General features: G+C 52.7%; 17 protein-coding genes and 1 pseudogene. 9 read left to right on the top strand and 9 right to left on the bottom strand.

Annotated features, from left to right (window positions below; all coding sequences use genetic code 11):
- Positions 1-105: 105 nt before the first annotated feature.
- Positions 106-702 carry a flavodoxin family protein gene (locus H7A79_RS07070; RefSeq protein WP_187001488.1) on the bottom strand — a complete coding sequence of 199 codons (597 nt, stop codon included), beginning with the start codon at positions 700-702 and terminating at the stop codon, positions 106-108.
- 44 nt (positions 703-746) lie between these two features.
- A pseudogene (locus H7A79_RS07065) lies at positions 747-1,307 on the bottom strand (NAD(P)H-dependent oxidoreductase).
- 195 nt (positions 1,308-1,502) lie between these two features.
- Between H7A79_RS07065 and H7A79_RS07060 the strand changes: the two are divergent.
- A complete protein-coding gene (locus H7A79_RS07060) occupies positions 1,503-2,222 on the top strand; it encodes a LysR substrate-binding domain-containing protein (protein ID WP_187001487.1) in 720 nt (239 codons plus the stop codon).
- 740 nt (positions 2,223-2,962) lie between these two features.
- On the opposite strand, the gene H7A79_RS07055 is transcribed toward H7A79_RS07060, so the two are convergent.
- From H7A79_RS07055 to H7A79_RS07035, 5 genes are all read right to left on the bottom strand, one after another.
- Positions 2,963-3,613: an NAD(P)H-binding protein gene (locus H7A79_RS07055; RefSeq protein WP_187001486.1), complete on the bottom strand. Its 651-nt coding sequence runs from the start codon at positions 3,611-3,613 to the stop codon at positions 2,963-2,965.
- Positions 3,614-3,637: 24 nt separating this feature from the next.
- A complete protein-coding gene (locus tag H7A79_RS07050; RefSeq protein ID WP_187001485.1) occupies positions 3,638-4,408 on the bottom strand; it encodes an SDR family NAD(P)-dependent oxidoreductase in 771 nt (256 codons plus the stop codon).
- A gap of 312 nt (positions 4,409-4,720) precedes the next feature.
- Positions 4,721-4,948, bottom strand: a complete 228-nt coding sequence (locus H7A79_RS07045; RefSeq protein WP_187001484.1) for a hypothetical protein — start codon at positions 4,946-4,948, stop codon at positions 4,721-4,723.
- Positions 4,939-5,247 carry a TetR/AcrR family transcriptional regulator gene (locus tag H7A79_RS07040; protein ID WP_187001483.1) on the bottom strand — a complete coding sequence of 103 codons (309 nt, stop codon included), beginning with the start codon at positions 5,245-5,247 and terminating at the stop codon, positions 4,939-4,941. Before H7A79_RS07040 ends, H7A79_RS07045 begins: the two co-directional genes overlap by 10 nt.
- Before the next feature lie 162 nt (positions 5,248-5,409).
- Complete coding sequence (locus H7A79_RS07035) at positions 5,410-6,984, bottom strand: YdgA family protein (RefSeq protein ID WP_187001482.1); 1,575 nt, start codon at positions 6,982-6,984, stop codon at positions 5,410-5,412.
- 155 nt (positions 6,985-7,139) lie between these two features.
- Between H7A79_RS07035 and H7A79_RS07030 the strand changes: the two genes are divergently transcribed.
- Positions 7,140-7,586, top strand: coding sequence for a DUF4149 domain-containing protein (locus tag H7A79_RS07030; RefSeq protein ID WP_434968546.1), 447 nt, complete (start codon positions 7,140-7,142; stop codon positions 7,584-7,586).
- 114 nt (positions 7,587-7,700) lie between these two features.
- Here the strand turns inward: H7A79_RS07030 and yhbY are convergent, their stop codons facing one another.
- Positions 7,701-7,982 (bottom strand): ribosome assembly RNA-binding protein YhbY, encoded by a 282-nt coding sequence (gene yhbY, locus H7A79_RS07025; RefSeq protein WP_187001481.1) that lies wholly within the window; start codon positions 7,980-7,982, stop codon positions 7,701-7,703.
- Positions 7,983-8,093: 111 nt separating this feature from the next.
- Here yhbY and H7A79_RS07020 point away from each other — a divergent pair, with 111 nt between their 5' ends.
- From H7A79_RS07020 to H7A79_RS07005, 4 genes are all read left to right on the top strand, one after another.
- The gene (locus H7A79_RS07020) at positions 8,094-8,714 is read left to right on the top strand and encodes an RlmE family RNA methyltransferase (protein ID WP_187001480.1); all 621 of its coding nucleotides are present in this window, start codon (positions 8,094-8,096) and stop codon (positions 8,712-8,714) included.
- A 63-nt stretch (positions 8,715-8,777) separates the two neighbouring features.
- Complete coding sequence (gene ftsH / locus H7A79_RS07015) at positions 8,778-10,781, top strand: ATP-dependent zinc metalloprotease FtsH (protein ID WP_135034272.1); 2,004 nt, start codon at positions 8,778-8,780, stop codon at positions 10,779-10,781.
- Between the two features lie 687 nt (positions 10,782-11,468).
- Positions 11,469-12,902: an NAD-dependent succinate-semialdehyde dehydrogenase gene (locus H7A79_RS07010; protein WP_135034271.1), complete on the top strand. Its 1,434-nt coding sequence runs from the start codon at positions 11,469-11,471 to the stop codon at positions 12,900-12,902.
- 323 nt (positions 12,903-13,225) lie between these two features.
- Positions 13,226-14,197: a cation diffusion facilitator family transporter gene (locus tag H7A79_RS07005; RefSeq protein ID WP_135034270.1), complete on the top strand. Its 972-nt coding sequence runs from the start codon at positions 13,226-13,228 to the stop codon at positions 14,195-14,197.
- Positions 14,198-14,508: 311 nt separating this feature from the next.
- Here the strand turns inward: H7A79_RS07005 and H7A79_RS07000 are convergent, their stop codons facing one another.
- Positions 14,509-15,858, bottom strand: a complete 1,350-nt coding sequence (locus H7A79_RS07000; RefSeq protein WP_187001479.1) for a DEAD/DEAH box helicase — start codon at positions 15,856-15,858, stop codon at positions 14,509-14,511.
- 514 nt (positions 15,859-16,372) lie between these two features.
- Here H7A79_RS07000 and rimP point away from each other — a divergent pair.
- Genes rimP through infB form a run of 3 tightly spaced genes read left to right on the top strand, consistent with a single transcriptional unit; the run spans position 16,373 to position 21,135 of the window.
- A complete protein-coding gene (rimP, locus tag H7A79_RS06995) occupies positions 16,373-16,804 on the top strand; it encodes a ribosome maturation factor RimP (protein WP_135034268.1) in 432 nt (143 codons plus the stop codon).
- 28 nt (positions 16,805-16,832) lie between these two features.
- Entirely contained in the window at positions 16,833-18,329 is a 1,497-nt protein-coding gene (gene nusA / locus H7A79_RS06990; protein ID WP_187001478.1) for a transcription termination factor NusA, read from the top strand.
- Positions 18,330-18,339: 10 nt separating this feature from the next.
- The gene (infB, locus tag H7A79_RS06985) at positions 18,340-21,135 is read left to right on the top strand and encodes a translation initiation factor IF-2 (RefSeq protein WP_187001477.1); all 2,796 of its coding nucleotides are present in this window, start codon (positions 18,340-18,342) and stop codon (positions 21,133-21,135) included.
- The last annotated feature ends 88 nt before the right edge of the window (positions 21,136-21,223 follow it).

Genomic DNA, 21,223 nt, shown 5'->3' with positions numbered 1-21,223 from the left:
CGTGCACCCATCACGAAAAACGGAAAAAAGCCGGTGTCGGGGGCGGCGTGGTGTATATTTTTGAGGCCTCTATTTATTAAGCACGGGTATTTTATATTCGGCGTTTTAATGCGCTTCGGTTTCCATCAGTTTTTCCACCTTCTGCAAAAATACATCCGCCGGCATCTGCTGCCCCATCCGCCCGCGGATAATGTAGAGATGCCTGGTAAATGTGCCGCCGTTTTGTTTGACAATATCTTTAAAATCATCAATAAAACGCTGCTCGAATTTGCTGTTCATCGAATTGAACAGAATCACCTGTTTTCCTGAAAAATCATGGTTTTTGGCAAACTGATAAATCTGCGGTGCCGGGTTGTACAACCACACGGGCGAGCCGATATACACTGTATCATAAGCACTTAAATCCACTTTATTAGGCGTAATATCCGCATCGGTATTGCGGGCATCTTGTAAGGCTTGTAGCCAGCCCCCCCCCCCAATTTGATTGTGGGCAGACTGCAAAGGCAATATATCGGCCCCAGTTAATTGGGTAATTTTGCGCGCCATGATTTCGGTATTGCCCGAGCGGGAGAAAAACACCACCAGGGTTTTGCTTGGCGCTTTATCTTTATCGGGCGCAAATTTTTCGATTAATTGTTGATTTTGCCGGTATTGATAGGAATCTATGCCCACGATAACCGCAGCGGCCGACGTAATGAGCAAAACTGCCGCGCTGACAACCCATAGCATCATTTTCGGGAAAAACCTCATAGCGACCGAATGGCGGCAATCAAACGCCCGGCATGATCAAGCGTATCGGCCTGTATGCGGGCGAGGTCGTCTGGGCTGCCTGCTCCTGCGATGTAGTGCATACTGTGCGAATAAACCGGTGTTTGAAAATCCATGCCGCACAAATGTGCTGTTTGGGAAAATTGCGGAAAAAATGCGGGCAGCTCCATGCCTTCGTGTCCGCCTGCCGAATAATCCTGCGCCGAGCCGCCTGCGGTAAACGAAACAATCAGTTTTTTGCCGTGCAGTTTATCGCCTGTCGAGCCATAGGCGAAACTGTGGGTATGCACGTCGTCGATCCATTTTTTCAGCAACGCCGGCGTGCTGTACCAATAAAACGGAAACTGCTACACAATTACATCGGCGCGGCTTAAGGCTTCTTGCTCGGCCGGCACGTTGATTTGGTAATCGGGATACAGTTTGTCCAGACGGCGCACTTCCACATCAGGCAATTGTTTTTGCACTTCGTTGATAATCAAGGTATTGGCGGTGGAGCCGTCTGAATCCGGGTGCTCTGAAATGATTAAAATATGTTTCATCTTGTTTCCTGAAATATATCGAAGCGGTGTATTTGCAGCATACAAATACACCGCCCGTATTCCATTAAATTAAAAAATAAATCAAATTATTTCATATATTTGTCTAAAAACGCCAACACGGTTGCCGGCTCTTTGCCAAACCAGTTGTAGCCGTCTTTAATCGGCAAACAGTTTCTGCCGCAGGCGCGCCAGCTGTTGGCCGACAGCGAACGCCTGTTTGCCCGAAACAGCAGGCAGCAAGACCAACATATCGCCGGCCTGGTGCGTATTGCCGTGCCGGATATGGCCTTGATGCAGGAAGTGCTGGGTGAACTTTGGGAAAAATCGGCCGGCCTCCCCGATTTGATGATTGATTGGCGGTCGGATTTGGGCTTGGTCGATGTGGTCGATGCGCAAATCGATGTCGGCATCCGCTTCGGCACGCCCGAAGACAGCCGTTTGATTATCAAAAAAGTCGGCACGGCAGAAGACTGCATTGTCGCCAGCCCCGAATTGATCGCGCAGACCGGCATGCCGGAAGACTGGCAAAGCCTGCAACGGCATTATCCCCTGAGCGCGTTAATCAACCCCAACACAGGGCGGGTATGGAATTGGTATCTGTCCAACCAATACCAATTTTCCCCGGCCAGGCCGAAATTTGTCAGCAACCGCATGGAAAACGAATTGATCGGCGTGTTAAAGGGGCAGGCCTTCTCCTGCCTGCCGCGCCTGCTGTGCCAACCGTATTTATCAACCGGCGAACTGGTGGAATTATTCCCCGAAATGGAACGCAAGAAGTGGACGGCGTATGTGTACCGCCCGCAACGCACGGTAACACCGCCGCGCATCCGCTTTGTATTCGATGCGTTGGCAGAAATTCTGGCGCAGAAACTATCCCGTTCAAAACAGCCCGCCCGCCATGCGGACCAAGCTTGACGAAACACTATCCCCACTGCCAAACAGCAGATACAGGCCGTCTGAAAAGGTTTCAAAACATAAGCGCTTTTCAGACGGCTTTGATGCTTCAATCAGGCATTCCGATTTCAAACGGCTTTGGTGTTTTTCAAACCGACCTCCTTTCAACCTTTCAGAGGATCTTGCGTTCGGGCAGGGTTCCTTTTTTCAGACGGCTTGGATTTCGGCAGCGCGGCATATCTGCCGTAGGCGTGGCGGTCAGGAGCGCTTTGTTGTTGCGCTTCGGGTTTTGATAACGGGAACGGGCTTTATGGGGTTTTGGCAATGGCTGTTCTAAGTTCGGGCTAAGGCCGTCTGAAAGGTTTCTTGAATATAAGCGCTTTCAGACGGCCTTGATACTGCGCGGTATAAATTGGAGGGCGCGGTTTCGGCTATGCCGTTGCCGTTGCAGCGGCGGTGTGGTTTATCGGCAGGGGCTGGGGTTAAAGTTTTGGCAGTATTGAAAAGAATGTAAAAATGCCCCCTTTTTTCATGGGGTGCAATATATTATAAGGCCGTCTGAAAGGGCATGAGGCCGTTTAATTAAACTCTTTCAGACGGCTTTGATGCTTCCAATCAGGCATTCCGATTTCAAACGGCTTTGATATTTTTCAAACCGACCTCCTGCCTTTCAACCTTTCAGAGGATCTTGCACTCGGGCAGGTTTCTGTTTTCAGACGGCTTTGTGTTTTGACGGCGCTAGGCTATGGCGGTTTTGGGTATTATCGCGTGTCGGCTGCAGCGCGGATTTCCTGTGTTTCCAAAATGCGCACGCCCGGTACTGCCTGTTTGGCGGCTGCTGCCAGGGCTTGCGCCAGTTCTGCCACGGGCATGGGCTGCATGGCGTGCAACAGGCCGATGCGGTTTAAGCGGTTCAATATCCACAGTGCGGTTTTTTCGCCGGTGCGGTCGGTGTTCGGGCGCACCAGGCTCGGCGGGCGGAAGATGCCGAGCGAGGCAAAACCCAGCGCGGTAATATCTTGCTCCAGCCTGCCTTTCATGCGGGTGTAAAACCCTTTCGATGCGGGGTTGGCGTAGGCGGAAGACACCAGCAGCAACTGTGGCACGCCGTTGGCTTGGGCGGTTTGTGCAAACCGGTATGGGTAGTCGTAATCAATTTGCCACTGCGCTTCTTTGCTGCCTGCGTCTTTAAGGGTGGTGCCGAGGCAGGAAAACAGCGCATCGCCGCGCACTTTGTCTTGCCAGGTGCGGGTTTGCGCGAAATCGATAACATGAACCGCAAGTTTGGGGTGCTCAACGGCCACGGGGCGGCGCACGAAAATGCTGACCCGCCCGAAGGCGGAATTGTTCAGCAAGGTATCCAACAACGCGCGGCCGGTTGCGCCGGTGGCGCCGATAATGAGGGCGTGCATAGTCAATCCTTTATTTTATTGAGACTACTTTTCCATTGCCTTGCGCGACATTTTCAACACGGTTTTGCGCGGCAGCAGCGGAATTATCCATTCCAAGGCAAACTTCAGTTTGCCTTCGTTAAATGCCACCAGTTCGCCTTTTTCCATTGCCCGATAGCCGTATTCGGCCACTGATTGCGCCGATTTGGCGTTTTTCCATGCGCCCACATCCTGCAAACCGCCGGCATCTACGAAACCCGTTGCCACCGCACCGGGGCACAGCGCGGTAACGGTAACGCCGAATTCGCGCACTTCTTCGGCCAGCGCCTGGCTGAACGAAGTCACATAGGCTTTGCTGGCGTAATACACCGCCTGCAGGGGGCCGGGCATAAACGAGGCGGTGGAGGAAACGTTTAGGATTTTGCCGCCGCGCCGCGCCATGTCTTGCAGATAGAGATGGGTCAGCTCGGTGAGCGCGGTGATATTAAGTTGGATCATTTGCTGCTCTTTGGCCAATTCGCGCTCGAAAAAGCGGCCGTGACCGCCGAATCCGGCATTGTTGATCAAAATATCCACTTGAATGCCCGCCTGCTCGGTTTGGGCAAATACTGCCTGCGCGGCCTGCGGTGCGGCCAAATCCTGCGCAATCACGGTAACGTTGCTGCCGTATTGCGTGCGCAATTCCTGCGCCAGCTGTTCGAGTTTGTTTTGCGAGCGCGCCACCAAAACCAAACCGCCGCCGCGTTCGGCGTGAATGCGGGCCAGCTCCAAACCGATGCCGTTGGAAGCGCCGGTGATTAATGCGGTGTGTTTCATGTTGAATATCCTATTGAAAATATAAAGTAAAACAATAACGGTGCGGGGTTGCTCCACCGTGAAGCGCAGACGGCACGGCCTGCGGTTGGGCTGCCTCCCCGTTTTTATTCTGGATTGCCGTAAAAGATGAAATGAAATAGGGTGGCTCCGTATTATTCCGTCCCGCCTGCGGCGCGGCTGCGCTTTGATCCGGAGAACGGTTCGGCATGTCGCCCAAGCGGCAACAGCGGTTCCGTGCTTTCTGCACGGCCTGCGGCCTGCCGGGTGGCGGAAATGGGCCGGGTTTGCTGAAAAGGCCGTCTGAAAAAAGCATTACGGTTTCACCAGTGCGCGCCACATCATTTCAAAAGCGGCCTGCTGCCCGGGCGAGGAAGGCGCTGCCAGATGCTGGATGGCGGTTTCCGCCATGCCTTCCATCATCGGCACCGTGAAATCCAACGGCAGATAAAACTGCCCCGAGCGCTCGGCTTCATCGAGTATCTGCCACATCGGGGCAAACATTTCCCGCGTCTGCTGCCGCGTTTGCAGGGTCAGCAACAATGAAGATTCCAGTTGGCGCACCGCCGCCCGTTCGCGCGGATGACGCAGGCCCCAGTCGGTATAGGCACGCCACCATTGCCGCTGCCTGACACGGCGGCGGCAATATCGGCCTTGATGCTTAAATAGGCCTGGTTAAACAGCGCTTCTTTGCTGTCGAAATAGGTGAACAGGGTTCCGCCGGCCACGCCTGCCTGTTTGGCGATGTTGGCGGTGCCGGCCGACAATCCCTGTTCGGCAATCAGCGCGATGGCTGTTTGTATTAGCGTTTGGTGTTTTTCTGCACTTAACGGTCTGACCATTTCTGCTTCCTAATGAATGACTGTTTAGTCATTACATGGCAGAAAAACGGTGTGTCAAGCCGTTTGGGTGCCAGGGTTGAAAAACAGTGCCGCTTGAAAAACTCAGGCCGTCTGAAAACTTTCAGACGGCCTGTTGCGCCAATGGTGTTTAAAGGGGTAATCCTAAGGCGCGGAAACCGCGGTTTCGGGCAGCATATCTGCTTCGGTAAATTCCGGCTCGGGTGCGGTTTGGAATATTCTGCCGTTGAGTTTCAGACGGCCGTTATCCAGCTCAAGCAGGGTTTTGATATTGCCTTCATCAATGGTGAGATATTGCCCGTGCGCCATGGAATTGACGGTGCTCTCCACCATCAGGCGCAAGGTTTCGTTGATGTCTTCCAGGCTGGCACGGCCTTCGGCAAGGTCTTCCGGATTCACGCTGAAAATATTGCCGGCCTGGCTGACGGCGAGCTGCTCGAGCAGTTTTTGCGGCACCTGCATATCGAAGCGGGCATGGGTTTTATCGAGCATGGCGCTGAGATTGTCCATATCTGCTCGGGTGAGCCCGTTGAAGCCCAGCCGGCCTTTCACATCAATTGTGCCCTGCGGTGTTTTAAAGGTGAAGTTTTTAACGTTTAGAACGGGGTTTCGGGTAAACAGGCCGGAGGCTTCGTCGCGGGCGGTTTTCAACAGCTCGCTTTGAATCTGCTCTTCGTTCATTTCTTTTGACGAAAGTTCGGCCATTTTGTTTTTAACGGCCAAAAGGCTTTTGGCATCCAGGTGTTCGGCAGTTACGTTGATGTCGAGCGGGCCGTAGCGGGTGTCGCCGTAAACGAGGGTTTCAAAGCGGAAGCGGCCTTCGCTGTCGATCCATTCGCCGTTTTCACGGGTTTGGGTGTCGAAACTGAGTTTTTCTACGGCGATTTTGGAAGGGGCAACGGTGCCGGTGGGGTTGATAAACGCGCCAATCTGCAAGTCGGTAATCAGATTGACCAATTCATTGATTTTGATGTGGTAGTCGAAACCTTCTTTCCAGTGCATAGAAAATTTATCCAGCTTGAATCGGCTGCCGCCCAGTGCCAATTGGTTGCCGCCATCGGTGGTTTCGGTGCGGATACGCAGGTTTTCCAGTGCAATATTGCCTTTGCCGGCCAGTTCGGCCAGCAGGGCGGGAGCGGTGTAATCGTGGCTATAGGCGGCGAACCCGGGTTGGTAGGCGGTGGTGCCGCTCAAGCCCTGCCAATTCAGTTTGATGCCCGAAAGCTCTTCATAATCGAATGCGGGCACGGTTAAAGACAGCTTGCCGCTGCCGCTGAGATGAACGGTGTTGGTTAGGCTGACGGGTGCCTGAGTGCCGAAAAAGCGCGCCAACACTTTGGCCGCTTCGGGGTGGTATCGGAATTCGGTTTCCACATGGGCGCGTATGGGCGTAAAACTGCCGGCAAACGGGCCGTGCTGAATATGGTTGATAATTTTAACAGGTTCTTTTAAAACGGTTTTTATGTTGTCGGGCAGGTATTTCCCGGTGTTATGAAGCAATGTGGGTTTCAGCCGCACGACTGTGGTTTCGGTTGCGCCGAACCAGCCGCGCCGGTATTGGTGCGATTCGATGGTGAGAAAGCCGGATTGCGACAGTAGTTGTTGCTGGGCGGCCAGGCTCTCTTCGGCTTTGATGCCGAGATAGTAGGGCAGTGCGCCAAATAAGGCTGCCGATACGGCCGCAAGGGCAAGCAACAGGGAAATCAATAGCTTTTTCATGAATCGCACAATCAAACGCAAAGCGCAAAGCATAGCATTTTTTGCGCTGCCTGTCTTTGATCGGGCAGGGCATTCAGACGGCCAAAGGCTTTTGCCGCGCTTGATGGGGAAGGGCGGAAAATGGTATTGTGCGTGAATTTTGGTGCAAGGAGCAGATGATGAAAAAATTGTCCGGTGTGTTGGCCGGAGTATGGCTGGGCTTGCAGTTGGGCGTGGGCTATCTGGCTGCCCCCGTTTTGTTTCAGCATTTGGAAAGAATGCAGGCGGGTGCCTTGGCAGGAATTTTGTTCACCGCAACATCATATATCGGTCTGTTTGTTTGGCTGCTGGTTTATTTTACGGGCAGGTTGGAGCAAAAACGAAATGATACGCGCAGGCATACGGGAAAATGGATTTTGCTGCTGCTGGCTTTGCTGGCGGTAAACCAGTTTTTGATTGCGCCTGTGATCGAAGCGCATAAAACAGGCACGGCAAACTGGCTGTTAATGTTGCTGGGCGGCTCGTTCGGCAGGTGGCACGGCGTTTCGACCATTATTTATATGGTGTGCAGCGTATTGGGGCTGGGTTTGGTGTTGCGCTTGGTTAAAATGGAATGGCGCTAGAATTGTCTGCCGATTGCCAAAGGCTATCGGATAGGCCGTCTGAAGAGCTTCTGTAACAGCCGGGCAGGCAGAAGTTTTTCAGACGGCCTGTTTGAATTTGGTGGGTTTGCGCTTTCAGTTGTCGGTGTTTTTGCGCCATAAAACCAGCAGTTTGCCGATATGCTGCACCAACTGCGCGTTTACCGCTTCGCACAGAGCCTGGCAAATAGCTGTGCGTTCGGCACGGTCGTCTCCCGATATGCGCACTTTAATCAGCTCGTGCGCTGCCAGCGCCGTGTCGGTCTCTTTGATAACGGATTCGGTCAGACCGTGCCGGCCTACCATCACAACGGGATTTAAATGATGGGCACGGGCTTTGAGCGTTAAAATTTCTTGGGTGGTGAGTGGGTCGGCCATATTTTTCTGCTTCAAATATCAAAATCGGTTAAAGGGGTTATTCTACGCGAAGGGGCGCTTTAAAGGGGAAAATAACGTACAATAACAGTTTTATTTTTGCATGGTTGCGGTATGTCGGTGCGTTCCAAATCTTCCAAAGCATGGCTTAACGAACACGTTAACGACCATTATGTACACTTGGCGAAAAAGGAAGGCTACCGCGCACGCGCGGCTTACAAACTATTGGAAATCAATGAAAAAGACAAACTTATCCGCCCAGGTATGGTATTGGCCGATTTGGGCAGCGCACCCGGCAGCTGGTCGCAGGCGGCAGCGCAGCTGGCCGGCAGTGGCGGAAAGGTGTTTGCTTTGGATATTTTACCGATGGATGCGATAGAGGGCGTATCGTTTATCCAAGGTGATTTTCGTGAAGATGCGGTTTTGGTCGAGTTTGAAAAGTTGTTGGCAGGCCGCCCGCTGGATCTTGTAATTTGCGATATGGCACCCAATATGTCGGGCAATGCCGTAACGGATCAGGCACGCAGTTTTGATTTGTGCGGGTTGGCTTTGGATTTTGCAGCCCAGCATTTGAAAACCGGCGGTAATTTTTTAGTTAAAGTGTTTCAGGGAGCAGGGTATCAAGAGTATGCTGCGTCCATGCGCGCAGTGTTTGCTTCGGTGCAGACCAGAAAACCGAATGCCTCCCGCAATCGTTCCAGTGAGATTTATTTATTGGGCAAAAATAAACGCTGACAATGCGGATAGCCTGATTTACAATCCGTCTTTATTTTCGACCCTTATATGGAGCCTGTTTCAGTGGGGAATATGTTAAAAAACGTATTGGTTTGGCTGGTGTTGATTGTTGCCATGCTGATGGCGTTCAACGCAATCAGCGACAGCAAAGAAAACAAACAGCAAATCGAATATTCGCAGTTTATCGAACAAGTGAACAAAGGCGAAATCGCCAATGTGAACATTGAAGGCTCGGTGGTCAGCGGCTACCTGATTAAAGGCACGCGTACGGACAAAACCGAATTTTTCACCAATGCACCGTTAGATGAAAAGCTGGTTCCGACTCTGTTGGATAAAAAAGTGCGTGTAAAAGTTACGCCTGAAGAAAAACCGAGTATGCTCACCAGCCTGCTGTTCAGCCTGCTGCCGGTGATGCTTTTAATCGGCGCATGGTTTTATTTTATGCGTATGCAGGCAGGCGGCGGCGGTAAGGGCGGCGCATTTTCATTCGGTAAAAGCCGCGCCAAACTGTTGGACAAAGACACCAATAAAGTAACCTTTGCCGATGTGGCAGGCTGTGATGAGGCCAAAGAGGAAGTTCAGGAAATCGTTGATTATCTGAAGGCGCCCAACCGTTATCAGAGCCTGGGAGGACGTGTGCCGCGCGGCATCCTGCTGGCAGGCAGCCCGGGTACGGGTAAAACCCTGCTGGCCAAAGCCATTGCCGGTGAGGCACAGGTTCCGTTTTTCAGCATCTCGGGCTCGGATTTCGTGGAGATGTTTGTCGGCGTGGGTGCCAGCCGCGTGCGCGATATGTTCGAACAGGCCAAGAAAAATGCCCCCTGTATCATCTTTATCGATGAAATCGATGCGGTAGGCCGCCAGCGCGGTGCCGGTTTGGGCGGCGGTAACGATGAGCGCGAACAAACCCTTAACCAATTGTTGGTTGAAATGGACGGTTTCGAAAGCAACCAAACTGTGATTGTGATTGCTGCTACCAACCGCCCGGATGTGCTTGACCCCGCTTTGCAGCGCCCCGGCCGTTTCGACCGCCAAGTGGTGGTGCCGCTGCCCGATATCCGCGGTCGGGAACAGATTTTGAAAGTACACGCCAAGAAGGTGCCGCTTGACGAATCGGTGGATTTGGTTTCGCTGGCACGCGGCACGCCGGGTTTTTCGGGTGCGGATTTGGCCAACTTGGTGAACGAAGCAGCCCTGTTTGCCGGCCGCCGCAATAAAGTGAAAGTCGATCAAAGCGACTTTGAAGATGCAAAAGACAAAATCTATATGGGCCCCGAGCGCCGTTCGATGGTGATGCACGAAGATGAGAAGCGTGCCACTGCCTACCATGAGGCCGGTCATGCCATTGTGGCGGAAAGTTTGGAATATACGGATCCCGTCCACAAAGTAACCATTATGCCGCGCGGCCGTGCGCTGGGGCTGACTTGGCAGCTTCCCGAGCGCGACCGTATCAGCATGTATAAAGACCAAATGTTGAGCCAGATTTCAATTTTGTATGGCGGTCGTATTGCCGAAGATTTGTTTGTCGGCCGCATTTCTACCGGCGCTTCCAACGATTTCGAGCGCGCCACCCAAATTGCCCGCGAAATGGTTACCCGTTTCGGTATGAGCGACAAAATGGGGCAGATGGTTTATGCCGAAAACGAAGGCGAGGTGTTTCTCGGCCGCAGCGTAACCCGTTCGCAGCACATTTCCGAAAAAACCCAGCGGGAGGTGGATGCGGAAATCCGCCGCATTCTTGACGAGCAATATGCCGTGGCCTATAAAATCTTGGATGAAAACCGCGATAAGATGGAAACCATGTGCAAAGCATTGATGGAATGGGAAACCATCGACCGCGACCAAGTACTGGAAATCATGGATGGCAAGCAGCCCAGCCCGCCGAAAGATTACAGCTACAATATCCGTAAGGACGGCGATGCTGCGGCGCAGCCGCCGGCCGGAAACAGCGGTACCGGAGAAGCTGAAAATAACAGGCATGCTTCTGAAGAGAAGATAACCGGTCAAGCCATTGCAGCGGAAGCGGGCGTTTCGCAAGAAATGCACAATCCGGCAGATAAAGTATAAAATCCAATTAATACAGCGGTCGTTAAGGCCGCTTTTTATATGCGTTGTGCAGGTGCGGGAAATGTTGAATGCAGCAAAGTAAATATAGGGTGCTACAGCATTGCTGCCCGGCCTTGCCGTATTTTTGCTGTCTGCGGTTCGGTGCCTTGTTTTATTCTTGTTGTTTGCTAAGTATATGGGAATTGAGATGGTTTGGAAGTTGGTTCGGCCGTCTGAAAAGTGCGTTCTGAAAAGTGCGTTTCAGTTTGCAGAATCTAAAGGCTGCTCATGGTGGGATACCGTCTTCACAAATAAGGGATAAACGATGGGGTGGGTTGGTCTGTAAACAAGCAGACGGCGGTTTCCAAAGAGTTTGGTGAGATATGCGGTTGGTTTGTTGGAAACAGCGGAGTTGCCGAATATGCGGTTATCAAAGGCAAACCTTATCCATGCCGGGCGGTATCGGTGGAAACACCGGACACGGCTGTCTGAAAACAATGGCGGCGTAGAGGGAAGTTTTTACCATGCTGCATTTCAGACGGCTCTTTATACGGTTTGGATCAGGTCGGGCGGATGTCAACAAGTTGCGGCGATTGGCGGAAAAGTAAAAAAAACGGCTCTTTTCCGGCGGTGTCGAAGTTTTGCCAAACGGAACAGCCGCCGGCCTGCCGGCCTTTTTTTGACGGCTATGGTTTGAGGGAAGTGAAGATGAAAATGATCGGGCAATTACTGCAACATTCAGATGTCAGCCTCAGCGCTTTGGCAGAGGGCATTGAAGTAAACAATCCTGCCACCGGAGAGACGTTGGCCTATGTGAAAAAAACCGCTGCTCGGGCTTTGGATGCTTTGATTGAGCGTGCTGCTGCGGCGCAGAAAAGTTGGGCGGCCAAAACTGCATTGGAGCGTGCCGACATTTTGTGGTGCTGGTACCGGTCACTGAAGGACAATAAAGAAAATCTGGCGCGGTTGATAACGATGGAGCAAGGCAAAAGTTTGGCTGAATCGCGGGGAGAGATGGATTATGCAGCAAGCTTTATCCGCTGGTTTGCCGAAGAGGCCCGCCGTATCGATGGCGATATTCTCACCGGTGTGAAGCCTAACCAAAAAATTATGGTGATCAAACAGCCGATAGGGGTAACTGCCGCGATCACACCGTGGAACTTCCCCGCTGCGATGATTACCCGCAAGGCTGCTCCTGCATTGGCGGCAGGCTGCGCCATGCTGGTGAAACCCGCCGCGCTCACGCCGCTCTCGGCCTATGCGCTGGCAACATTGGCTTATCGGGCGGGCATACCAAAAGATTTGTTTGCAATCGTTAGCGGCAGTGCTTCGGAAATCGGCGGCGTGTTTGCCCGCAATGAGACCATACGCAAAATCAGTTTTACCGGATCCACCGAAGTGGGCGCAAAGATTTTTGCCGACAGTGCCGCCCAAATCAAAAAACTCAGCTTGGAGCTGGGCGGCAATGCGCCGTTTCTGGTATTTGACGATGCCGATTTGGATAAAGCGGTGGAAGGTGTGCTGGCCAGCAAATTCCGCAACAGCGGGCAAACCTGTGTCTGCACCAACCGCGTATATGTCCAGGCCGGAATTTACGATGAATTCTGCCGGCGTTTGTCTGAAAAAACGGCGGCACTCAAGCTGGGAAACGGTTTGGAAGACGGGGTAAACCAGGGCCCGCTGATTGAAGAAAAAGCGGTAGAAAAAGTGGAAGAGCACATTGCCGATGCGCTGAAAAAAGGAGCAGTATGTTTGGTCGGGGGCAAACGCAGCAGTTTAGGCGGAACTTTTTTTGAACCGACCGTTTTGCGCGATGTAACCGCCGGAATGCGGGTGGCTTGCGAAGAAACCTTCGGGCCGTTGTGTCCGGTGTTTAAATTCGACAGCGAAGAAGAAGCCGTTGCTGCCGCCAATAATACCGAATTCGGTTTGGCCGGCTATTTTTTTACCCGCGATACCGCGCGCCAGTGGCGGGTGGGCGAAGCGCTGGAATACGGTATGGTCGGCATTAACACGGGCTTAATCAGCAATGAAGTTGCGCCGTTCGGGGGCATCAAAATGAGCGGCTTGGGGCGGGAAGGCAGCAAATACGGCGTGAATGAATATTTGGAATTAAAATATCTGTGCCTGGATTTGGCGTGAATGCACATATTTTCGATAAAAGGGAGCCGGCACCACAAACCACAAACCACAAACCACAAACCACAAACCACAAACCACAAACCACAAACCACAAACCACAAACCACAAACCACAAACCACAAACCACACAAAACCGGTGTTGCTGCTTTATCGGCCAAAAACCGCTATTTGAAGCTAAAGACACTGCCCTTGCCGTCTGCAACTTGCTGTCCGGCGGCGAGAATAAAATAACTCACTATATAGGTTGGCCGGAAGTGCTTTCAGACGGCCTCTAAACTGAAAAATGTGTATCATCACAATAGTTTATTAAAGAAGAACCCCTCATGTCCGACCATCATGATCATACACACCCGCATTCCCATGCTGCCAATAAGCAAGTGCTGCGGGTTTCGCTGCTGCTGATCGGCTCGTTTATGCTGGTTGAGGCCGCCGCCGGTTGGCTGGCCAACAGTTTGGCACTGCTTTCCGATGCGGGGCATATGTTTTCCGATGCGGCCGCCATCGCCTTGTCGCTGGCAGCATTCCGCTTCGGCGAGCGGCCGGCCGACAGCAAGCGCAGTTTCGGTTATCAGCGTTTTGAAATCATCGCCGCAGCAGTTAACGGCATCACTTTGCTGCTGATTGCCGCATGGATTGTGATCGAAGCCGTGCTGCGTTTGCTCAGCCCGAACGAAATTTCCGGCGCTTCGATGCTGGCGGTGGCGGCACTCGGTTTGGCTGTGAATGTTGCGGTGGCTTGGTATATGTTGAAAAATTCGGATACCGAAGGCAACATCAATATGCGTGCCGCCTATCTGCACGTGTTGGGGGATTTGCTCGGATCAATCGGAGCCATCATTGCAGGTATATTGGTGCTCTCATTCGGCTGGATATGGGCCGATTCGGTAATCAGTATGCTGATTGCGTTGCTTATCGGCAAAAGCGGCTGGGGCGTAACCCGAAACAGCCTGCATATTTTGATGGAAGGCACGCCCGCCGGCACCGATATGAACCAAGTGGCGGCCGATATTCTCAATATCGAAGGCATACAAGGGCTGCACGATATCCATGCTTGGACAATCACCAGCCGCCAACACGCACTTTCATGCCATATTGTGATTGACGGGGCTTTAAAGGTTGCCGAGGCTTACCGGATTGCACGGGCAGTAGAATCCGCCGTGCAGCGGCACGGCATCGCCCATGTTACTGTGCAGGCCGAGCCGCCGCAGCACGGGCATGAAGAACACGGCTGCTCGGCTGCGGCAAGCGGTGCGCAGCCCTGTGTTCACCATCATCATCACGGGCATCCGCACTAATCGGCAGGCACCTTACATTCCAAAAAAACAAAGGCCGTCTGAAAACTTTAGCAATGCAGATGTTGCGCTATTGAGTTTTCAGACGGCCGGAGGCTTTTAAAATTTTAAAAAACATCACAAGAAGTTTATCTGCCGTCATTCCCACTTGAGCGGGAGCTCGGATATTTGGCATCCAAATGTTTTTTAATCGGCATTTAAATATTTTCACCTGGATTTCCGCCTAAGCGGAAATGGCGGTATTGAAAGCTTTCAGACGGCCTTAAGGTATTTTCCAAGGCCTCGGCCGTGCCATACCGCCGCATTGGCAGCCGTCAGCGCGAAGGACGCGGACTTCTGCCCACGCTGCCCGCAGGCTTTTTCTTACCGCCGAAAGTACTGCCGCCGGCTTTGTGTGCTGCGGTTTTTTTATCGCCGTATTTTTTGCCGCCGAATTTTTTCTCACCGGGATTTCTGTCGCCGAATCTGCGCTCCCCCCAGCCGCCTTTGCCTTTGGGTTTGCCGGCGCCTTTGGCGCGCTTGCGGGTGGGTTCCAGGCCTTCTATGGTTGTTTCGGGCAGTTTGCGCGAAATATATTTTTCGATTTTATGCACTTTCACGTATTCGCTTACTTCGGCAAACGTCAATGCCAAACCGGTGCGGCCTGCGCGGCCGGTGCGGCCGATGCGGTGTACATAGTCTTCGGCCTGCTTGGGCAGGTCGTAGTTAATTACATGGGTGATGGTGGGCACATCGATGCCGCGCGCGGCCACATCTGTGGCCACCAGGATTTTACAGCGGCCCCGGCGCAAATCCATCAGCGTACGGTTGCGCCAGCCTTGCGGCATATCGCCGTGCAGACAGTTGGCGGCAAAGCCTTTTTCATATAATTCATCGGCCAGGGTTTCGGTCATGGCCTTGGTGGATGTGAAAATTACCGCCTGGCCGATATTGGCATCGCGCAAAATATAATCGAGCAGGCGGTTTTTATGGCGCATATCATCGCAATATAAAAGTTGCTCTTCGATTTTTCCCTGTTCATCCACGCGCTCCACTTCCACCACTTCGGGATTTTTAGTGAGCTTGCGCGCCAGCCTGCCCACTGCACCGTCCCACGTGGCGGAAAACAGCAGCGTTTGGCGGCTCTCGGGGGTGGCGGCCACAATGGTTTCGATGTCTTCGATAAAACCCATATCGAGCATACGGTCGGCTTCATCGAGAATCAACACTTCGAGGCGGCTGAAATCCACTTTGCCGCTGTCCATCAAATCCATCAGACGGCCGGGAGTGGCCACAATCAAATCGATGGGTTTGGAAAGGGCGCGGATTTGATAACCGAACGAAGAACCGCCCACAATGCTCACTGTGCGGAACCACTTCATATTTTGGGCATAAGTGAGCGCGTTTTTTTCTACCTGTGCCGCCAATTCGCGCGTGGGCGTGAGCACCAATGCGCGCGGGCCTTTGCCGGGCTTGTCGCTGCGGCGGGTGAGCCGTTGCAGGGTGGGCAGCAGAAAGGCGGCGGTTTTGCCGGAGCCGGTTTGGGCCGAGGCCATGATGTCGCGCCCCTCCAAAGCATAGGGAACAGACTGCGCCTGCACTGGGGTTGGCGATTCGTAACCCGCGCTCGATAGGGCGGATAAAATGTTTTTATCGAGATTTAAGTCGGTAAATTTTACAGACATGGTTTTCCGGAAAGAAACAACAACACATTCCGTCTAAAACATTTTCAGACGGCCTGAAGCATGGGGTAACGTATTTACTTAAAGAAAAGATGTACGAAAGGTTGTTGCAAGCACTGTGGCTTGTGGTTAGCATCGGCAACAACCTGCAAATATGCCTGCAAACGAAGCAAATCAGAAAGCTTTAAAAAAAATAAAGCCCGAAAGAGTGGAAGTTGGCTGAAGACGATGGCTTCAAATAAAATTTAATCGAACAATTATATAGAAGCTGTGTTGATTGGTCAAGTCAAATATTTGACATACGGGCTGTAGCGGAAACAGGGCAAAAAAACACGGTTATCGGAAAGCGATTCCGGTTGTTGTGGGCAGGGTGGTATTTTAAAAATTTGTTATGGGTTTGAAAACTCTGACAATCAGCATCTTCTCTTTGCTTTTGAAGATGAAACGGTTATAATAAGAAAATTTTTCAGTTTTCAGGAAAAATGGCCCCACGGCCATTTTTTGTTTTTGGAGTGTTATGGATATTCAAACTATTCTCGATAAAACCCTGCCCGGTTTGGGTTACGAGTTGGTGGATTTCGAATTGACTGCGCAAGGTGATTTGCGCGTGTTTATCGATAAAGAGGGCGGCGTTACCGTGGAAGACTGCGCTACAGTGAGCAATCATTTGAGCCGCCTGTTTATGGTGGAAGATATTGATTACAAACGCTTGGAAATCTCCAGCCCCGGCCTTGACCGTCCGTTGAAAAAAGCTGCCGACTTTGTGCGTTTTGCTGGAGGGCAGGTCAAAGTCAAAACGCGTCTGCCGATAAACGGCCAAAAAAACTTTATCGGCTGTATCGAGGCCTGTGAAAACAATACCGTGCGCATTTCCTTCGAAGGAAAAACTGTCGAAATCGGGCTGGATAATATCGACAAAGCCCGCTTGCGCCCGGAATTCAAATTTTAAAAATATCGTTTTACGGAGAGTTAAGAAAATGAGTCGTGAGATGTTGCTGCTGGCCGAAGCATTGGCCAGTGAGAAAAACGTAGATCCCGAAGTAGTGTTTAATGCGCTGGAGTTTGCACTGAGTACTGCTGCCAAGAAAAAATCCGGCCGCGAACATATGGATGTGCGCGTAGAAATCAACCGCGACACCGGAGAATACAAAACTTTCCGCCGTTGGATGATTGTGGCCGATGAAGACTACACCTATCCCGATGTGGAGAAGACCATCGAAGAAATCCAGGAAGAGATTCCCGGAACCGCCATCCAAATCGGCGAATATTACGAAGAGCAGCTTGAAAACGAAGGTTTCGGCCGCCAAGCCGCGCAAACCGCCAAGCAGATTATCCTGCAACGCATCCGTGATGCCGAACGCGAGCAGATTCTCGAGGAATTTTTGGCACGTAAAGAAGATATTGTAATGGGGATTGTGAAGCGTGTGGAACGCCACGGAACCATTATCGAAATCGGTAGGCTCGATGCATTGCTGCCGCGCGACCAAATGATTCCGCGTGAAAATTTCCGCAACGGCGACCGTGTGCGTGCGCTGTTTCTGAGAGTCGATGAAATCGGCAGTTCCGGCCGTAAACAGGTGATTCTGAGCCGCACTTCGCGTGATTTTCTGGTAAAACTGTTTGCAATGGAAGTGCCGGAAATTGAAGATGGCCTGCTTGAAATCAAAGAAGCGTCCCGCGATCCCGGGCACCGTGCCAAAATCGCAGTGAAGGCCAATGACCAACGCATCGACCCGCAAGGAACCTGTATCGGTGTACGCGGTTCGCGCGTGAACGCCGTAACCAATGAACTGGCCGGCGAGCGTATCGATGTGGTTTTGTGGTCTCCCGAAACCGCACAGTTCGTTATCAACGCCTTGTCGCCGGCCGAAGTAACCCGCATTTTGATTGATGAAGACAAACACGCCGTTGATGTGGTGGTGGCGGAAGACCAATTGGCGCCGGCCATAGGCCGCGGCGGTCAAAACGTGCGTTTGGCAGCGGATCTGACCGGCTGGCAGCTGAATATCATGACTGTGGCAGAAGCGGAGGAACGCAATGCGGCCGAGGATGAAGCCATCCGCAGGCTGTTTACCGAGCATCTGAATGTAGACGAAGAAACTGTCGAAGTGCTGCTTCAGGAAGGCTTCGCCACGCTGGAAGAGGTGGCTTATGTGCCTGCCGCCGAACTGTTGGAAATAGAAGGTTTTGACGAAGCTATCGTAGAAGCGTTGCGCAACCGTGCACGCGATGCCATTCTCACGCTGGCCATTGCATCAGAAGAAAAACTCGATGATATCGATGAAGATATGCGCAATCTCGAAGGTATCGATCAAGAAATGTTGCGCGATCTTGCGCAGGCGGGCATCACCACACGAGATGAGTTGGCAGAACTGGCCGTTGATGAATTGATCGAAATCACCGGCGTGAGCGAAGAAGAAGCCAAGCAAGTGATTATGGCTGCCCGCGAACACTGGTTTGCCGAAGAAAACTGAGGGGGTAAATATGAACAATACAACAGTAGAACAATTTGCCGCCGAACTGAAAAAGCCCGTGGGCGATTTGCTGAAACAACTTGCCAGTGCCGGCGTGAACAAAAGCAGCGGCAGCGACAGCATTACTTCCGATGACAAACAACAATTGTTGGCTTATCTGAAAAAATCACACGGCAGCGGAAGCGGCAGCGGTACCATCAGCATCAGCCGTAAAAAAGCCGAAGTCAGCACAGTAGGGGGTGTGCAGGTGGAAACCCGCCGGCGCAGCCGAAAAGTAGTGAGCCCGTTGCCTGCTGAGTTGGCTGCCGAAGCAAAGGCCAAAGCGGAGCAGGCAGCACAGCAACAGCAGGCTGCCGAAGCGGCGGCGTTGGCAGAACGTGAAGCGGCGCAGCGTGCCGAAGCCGAAAAAGCGGCTGCCGAAGCGGCCGCGCAGGCTGAAGCAGCGAGGCTGAAAGCCGAGCAGGAAGCCCTAGAAGCGCAGCAGATGCAGCAAGCCGAACAGCAAGAAAAACTGCTTCAGACGGCCAAGGCAGAAGAAACAGCCGTTGCGGAAGAAAAACCGGTCAAAAGCAAAAACAAAGAGCAAAAACAGCAGCAGCCCGCCGCCGTGCGCCCGGTGGTCAGCGCAGAAGAGCAGGCACTCCGGGACGAAGAAGCTCGCCGCGCCGCCGCTATGCGCGCCCATCAGGAAGCACTGCTGAAAGAAAAGCAGGAACGGCAAGCCCGCCGCGAAGCAGCCAAACTGCAGGCGCAGCAGGAAGCGAAAGCAGCCAGAGAAGGCAAAACGGCCGAGCAGCGTTCTGCCAGGCCGTCTGAAAAGGCTCCGTTGTCAGCCGTGTCGGCGGCAAAGCCGGAATCTTCGGCACGCCCGAAGAAAGGCGAACGCCACAGCCGGGACGACATGGAGAACCGTCCGCGCGGAGGCAAAGGCGCGAAAGGCCGCAACCAAGCTGCAGGGCAGGAAGAACGTGTGCGCGGCGGCAAAAAGGGCAAGAAGCAGCTTAAACTGGAGCTGAACCAACACGCTTTCCAGGCACCTACTGAGCCCGTGGTGCATGAAGTGTTGGTGCCTGAAACCATCACCGTGGCCGATTTGGCACACAAAATGGCGGTGAAAGGCGTGGAAGTCGTGAAAGCCTTGATGAAAATGGGCATGATGGTAACCATCAACCAATCCATCGACCAAGATACGGCTCTGATTGTGGTGGAAGAACTCGGCCACATCGGCAAACCTGCAGCAGCCGACGATCCGGAAGCTTTTTTGGATGATAATGCCGTGCAGGTCGAGGCAGAGCAACTGCCGCGTCCGCCGGTGGTTACAGTGATGGGACACGTTGACCACGGCAAAACCTCGCTGCTTGACTATATCCGCCGTGCCAAAGTGGTGCAGGGCGAAGTGGGCGGCATTACCCAGCATATCGGTGCCTATCATGTGGAAACGCCGCGTGGTGTGGTTACGTTTCTCGATACGCCCGGCCATGAAGCGTTTACGGCGATGCGCGCCCGCGGTGCCAAAGCTACCGACATCGTTATTTTGGTGGTGGCAGCAGATGACGGCGTAATGCCGCAAACCATTGAGGCCATCGCCCACGCCAAAGCGGCGGGCGTGCCGATTGTGGTGGCGGTAAACAAAATCGACAAAGAAGCCGCCAATCCCGAGCGTATCCGCCAAGAACTGACGGCACACGAAGTCGTGCCTGACGAATGGGGCGGCGATACCCAGTTTGTCGATGTGTCGGCCAAACAAGGTATCAATATCGATACCCTGCTCGAAGCTGTGTTGCTTGAGGCGGAAGTGTTGGAATTGACTGCCCCCGCCGATGCGCCTGCCAAAGGCATCATCGTGGAAGCACGCCTCGACAAAGGCCGTGGTGCGGTTGCTACCTTGCTGGTGCAAAGCGGTACGCTGAAAAGAGGCGATATGCTGCTGGCAGGAACGGCCTTCGGCAAAGTGCGTGCAATGATGGATGAAAACGGTAAACCGATAGATGAAGCCGGGCCGTCTATACCCGTGGAAATTCTGGGGCTGTCAGATGTACCCAATGCCGGCGAAGACGCGATGGTGTTGGCCGATGAGAAAAAAGCCCGCGAAATCGCCCTGTTCCGCCAAGGCAAATACCGCGATGTGCGTTTGGCCAAACAGCAGGCGGCCAAGCTGGAGAATATGTTCAGTAACATGGGGGAGGGCCAGGCGCAATCGCTGTCGGTGATTATCAAGGCCGATGTTCAAGGCTCTTACGAAGCCTTGTCGGGCAGCCTGAAAAAACTTTCTACCGATGAGGTAAAAGTCAATGTACTGCACAGCGGCGTAGGCGGCATCACCGAGAGCGATGTCAATTTGGCGATTGCTTCGGGTGCCTTCATTATCGGCTTTAACGTGCGTGCTGATGGCTCCGCCCGTAAGCTTGCCGAAACCGAAAACGTGGAAATCCGCTACTATAATATTATTTATGATGCCATCGATGATGTGAAAGCAGCCATGAGCGGTATGCTGGCGCCGGAGCAGAAAGAGCAGGTTATCGGCTCGGTGGAAATCCGCCAGGTTATCAGCGTATCGAAAGTGGGCAATATCGCCGGCTGTATGGTTACCGATGGTATTGTGAAGCGCGATTCTCATATCCGCCTGATTCGCAACAATGTGGTTATCCACACGGGCGAACTTGCTTCACTAAAACGCTTCAAAGATGATGTTAAGGAGGTGCGCATGGGTTACGAGTGCGGCCTGATGCTGAAAAACCATAACGAAATCATGGAAGGTGATACGCTGGAAGTGTTTGAAATCGTTGAGGTGGCACGTTCGCTGTAGCGGTTGTCAGACGGCTAAAAGGCCGTCTGAAAAATAAACTGCGCTTCAATCCAAACAGTTTAATCAAGCGGCTTCTTAGAGCCGAATC

The sequence above is a fragment of the Neisseria musculi genome, from assembly GCF_014297595.2.
In the GTDB taxonomy this organism is placed as follows: domain Bacteria; phylum Pseudomonadota; class Gammaproteobacteria; order Burkholderiales; family Neisseriaceae; genus Neisseria; species Neisseria musculi.
Note: the sequence above shows the minus strand (reverse complement) of the source record. Positions and strands in the feature narration are given on the sequence as shown.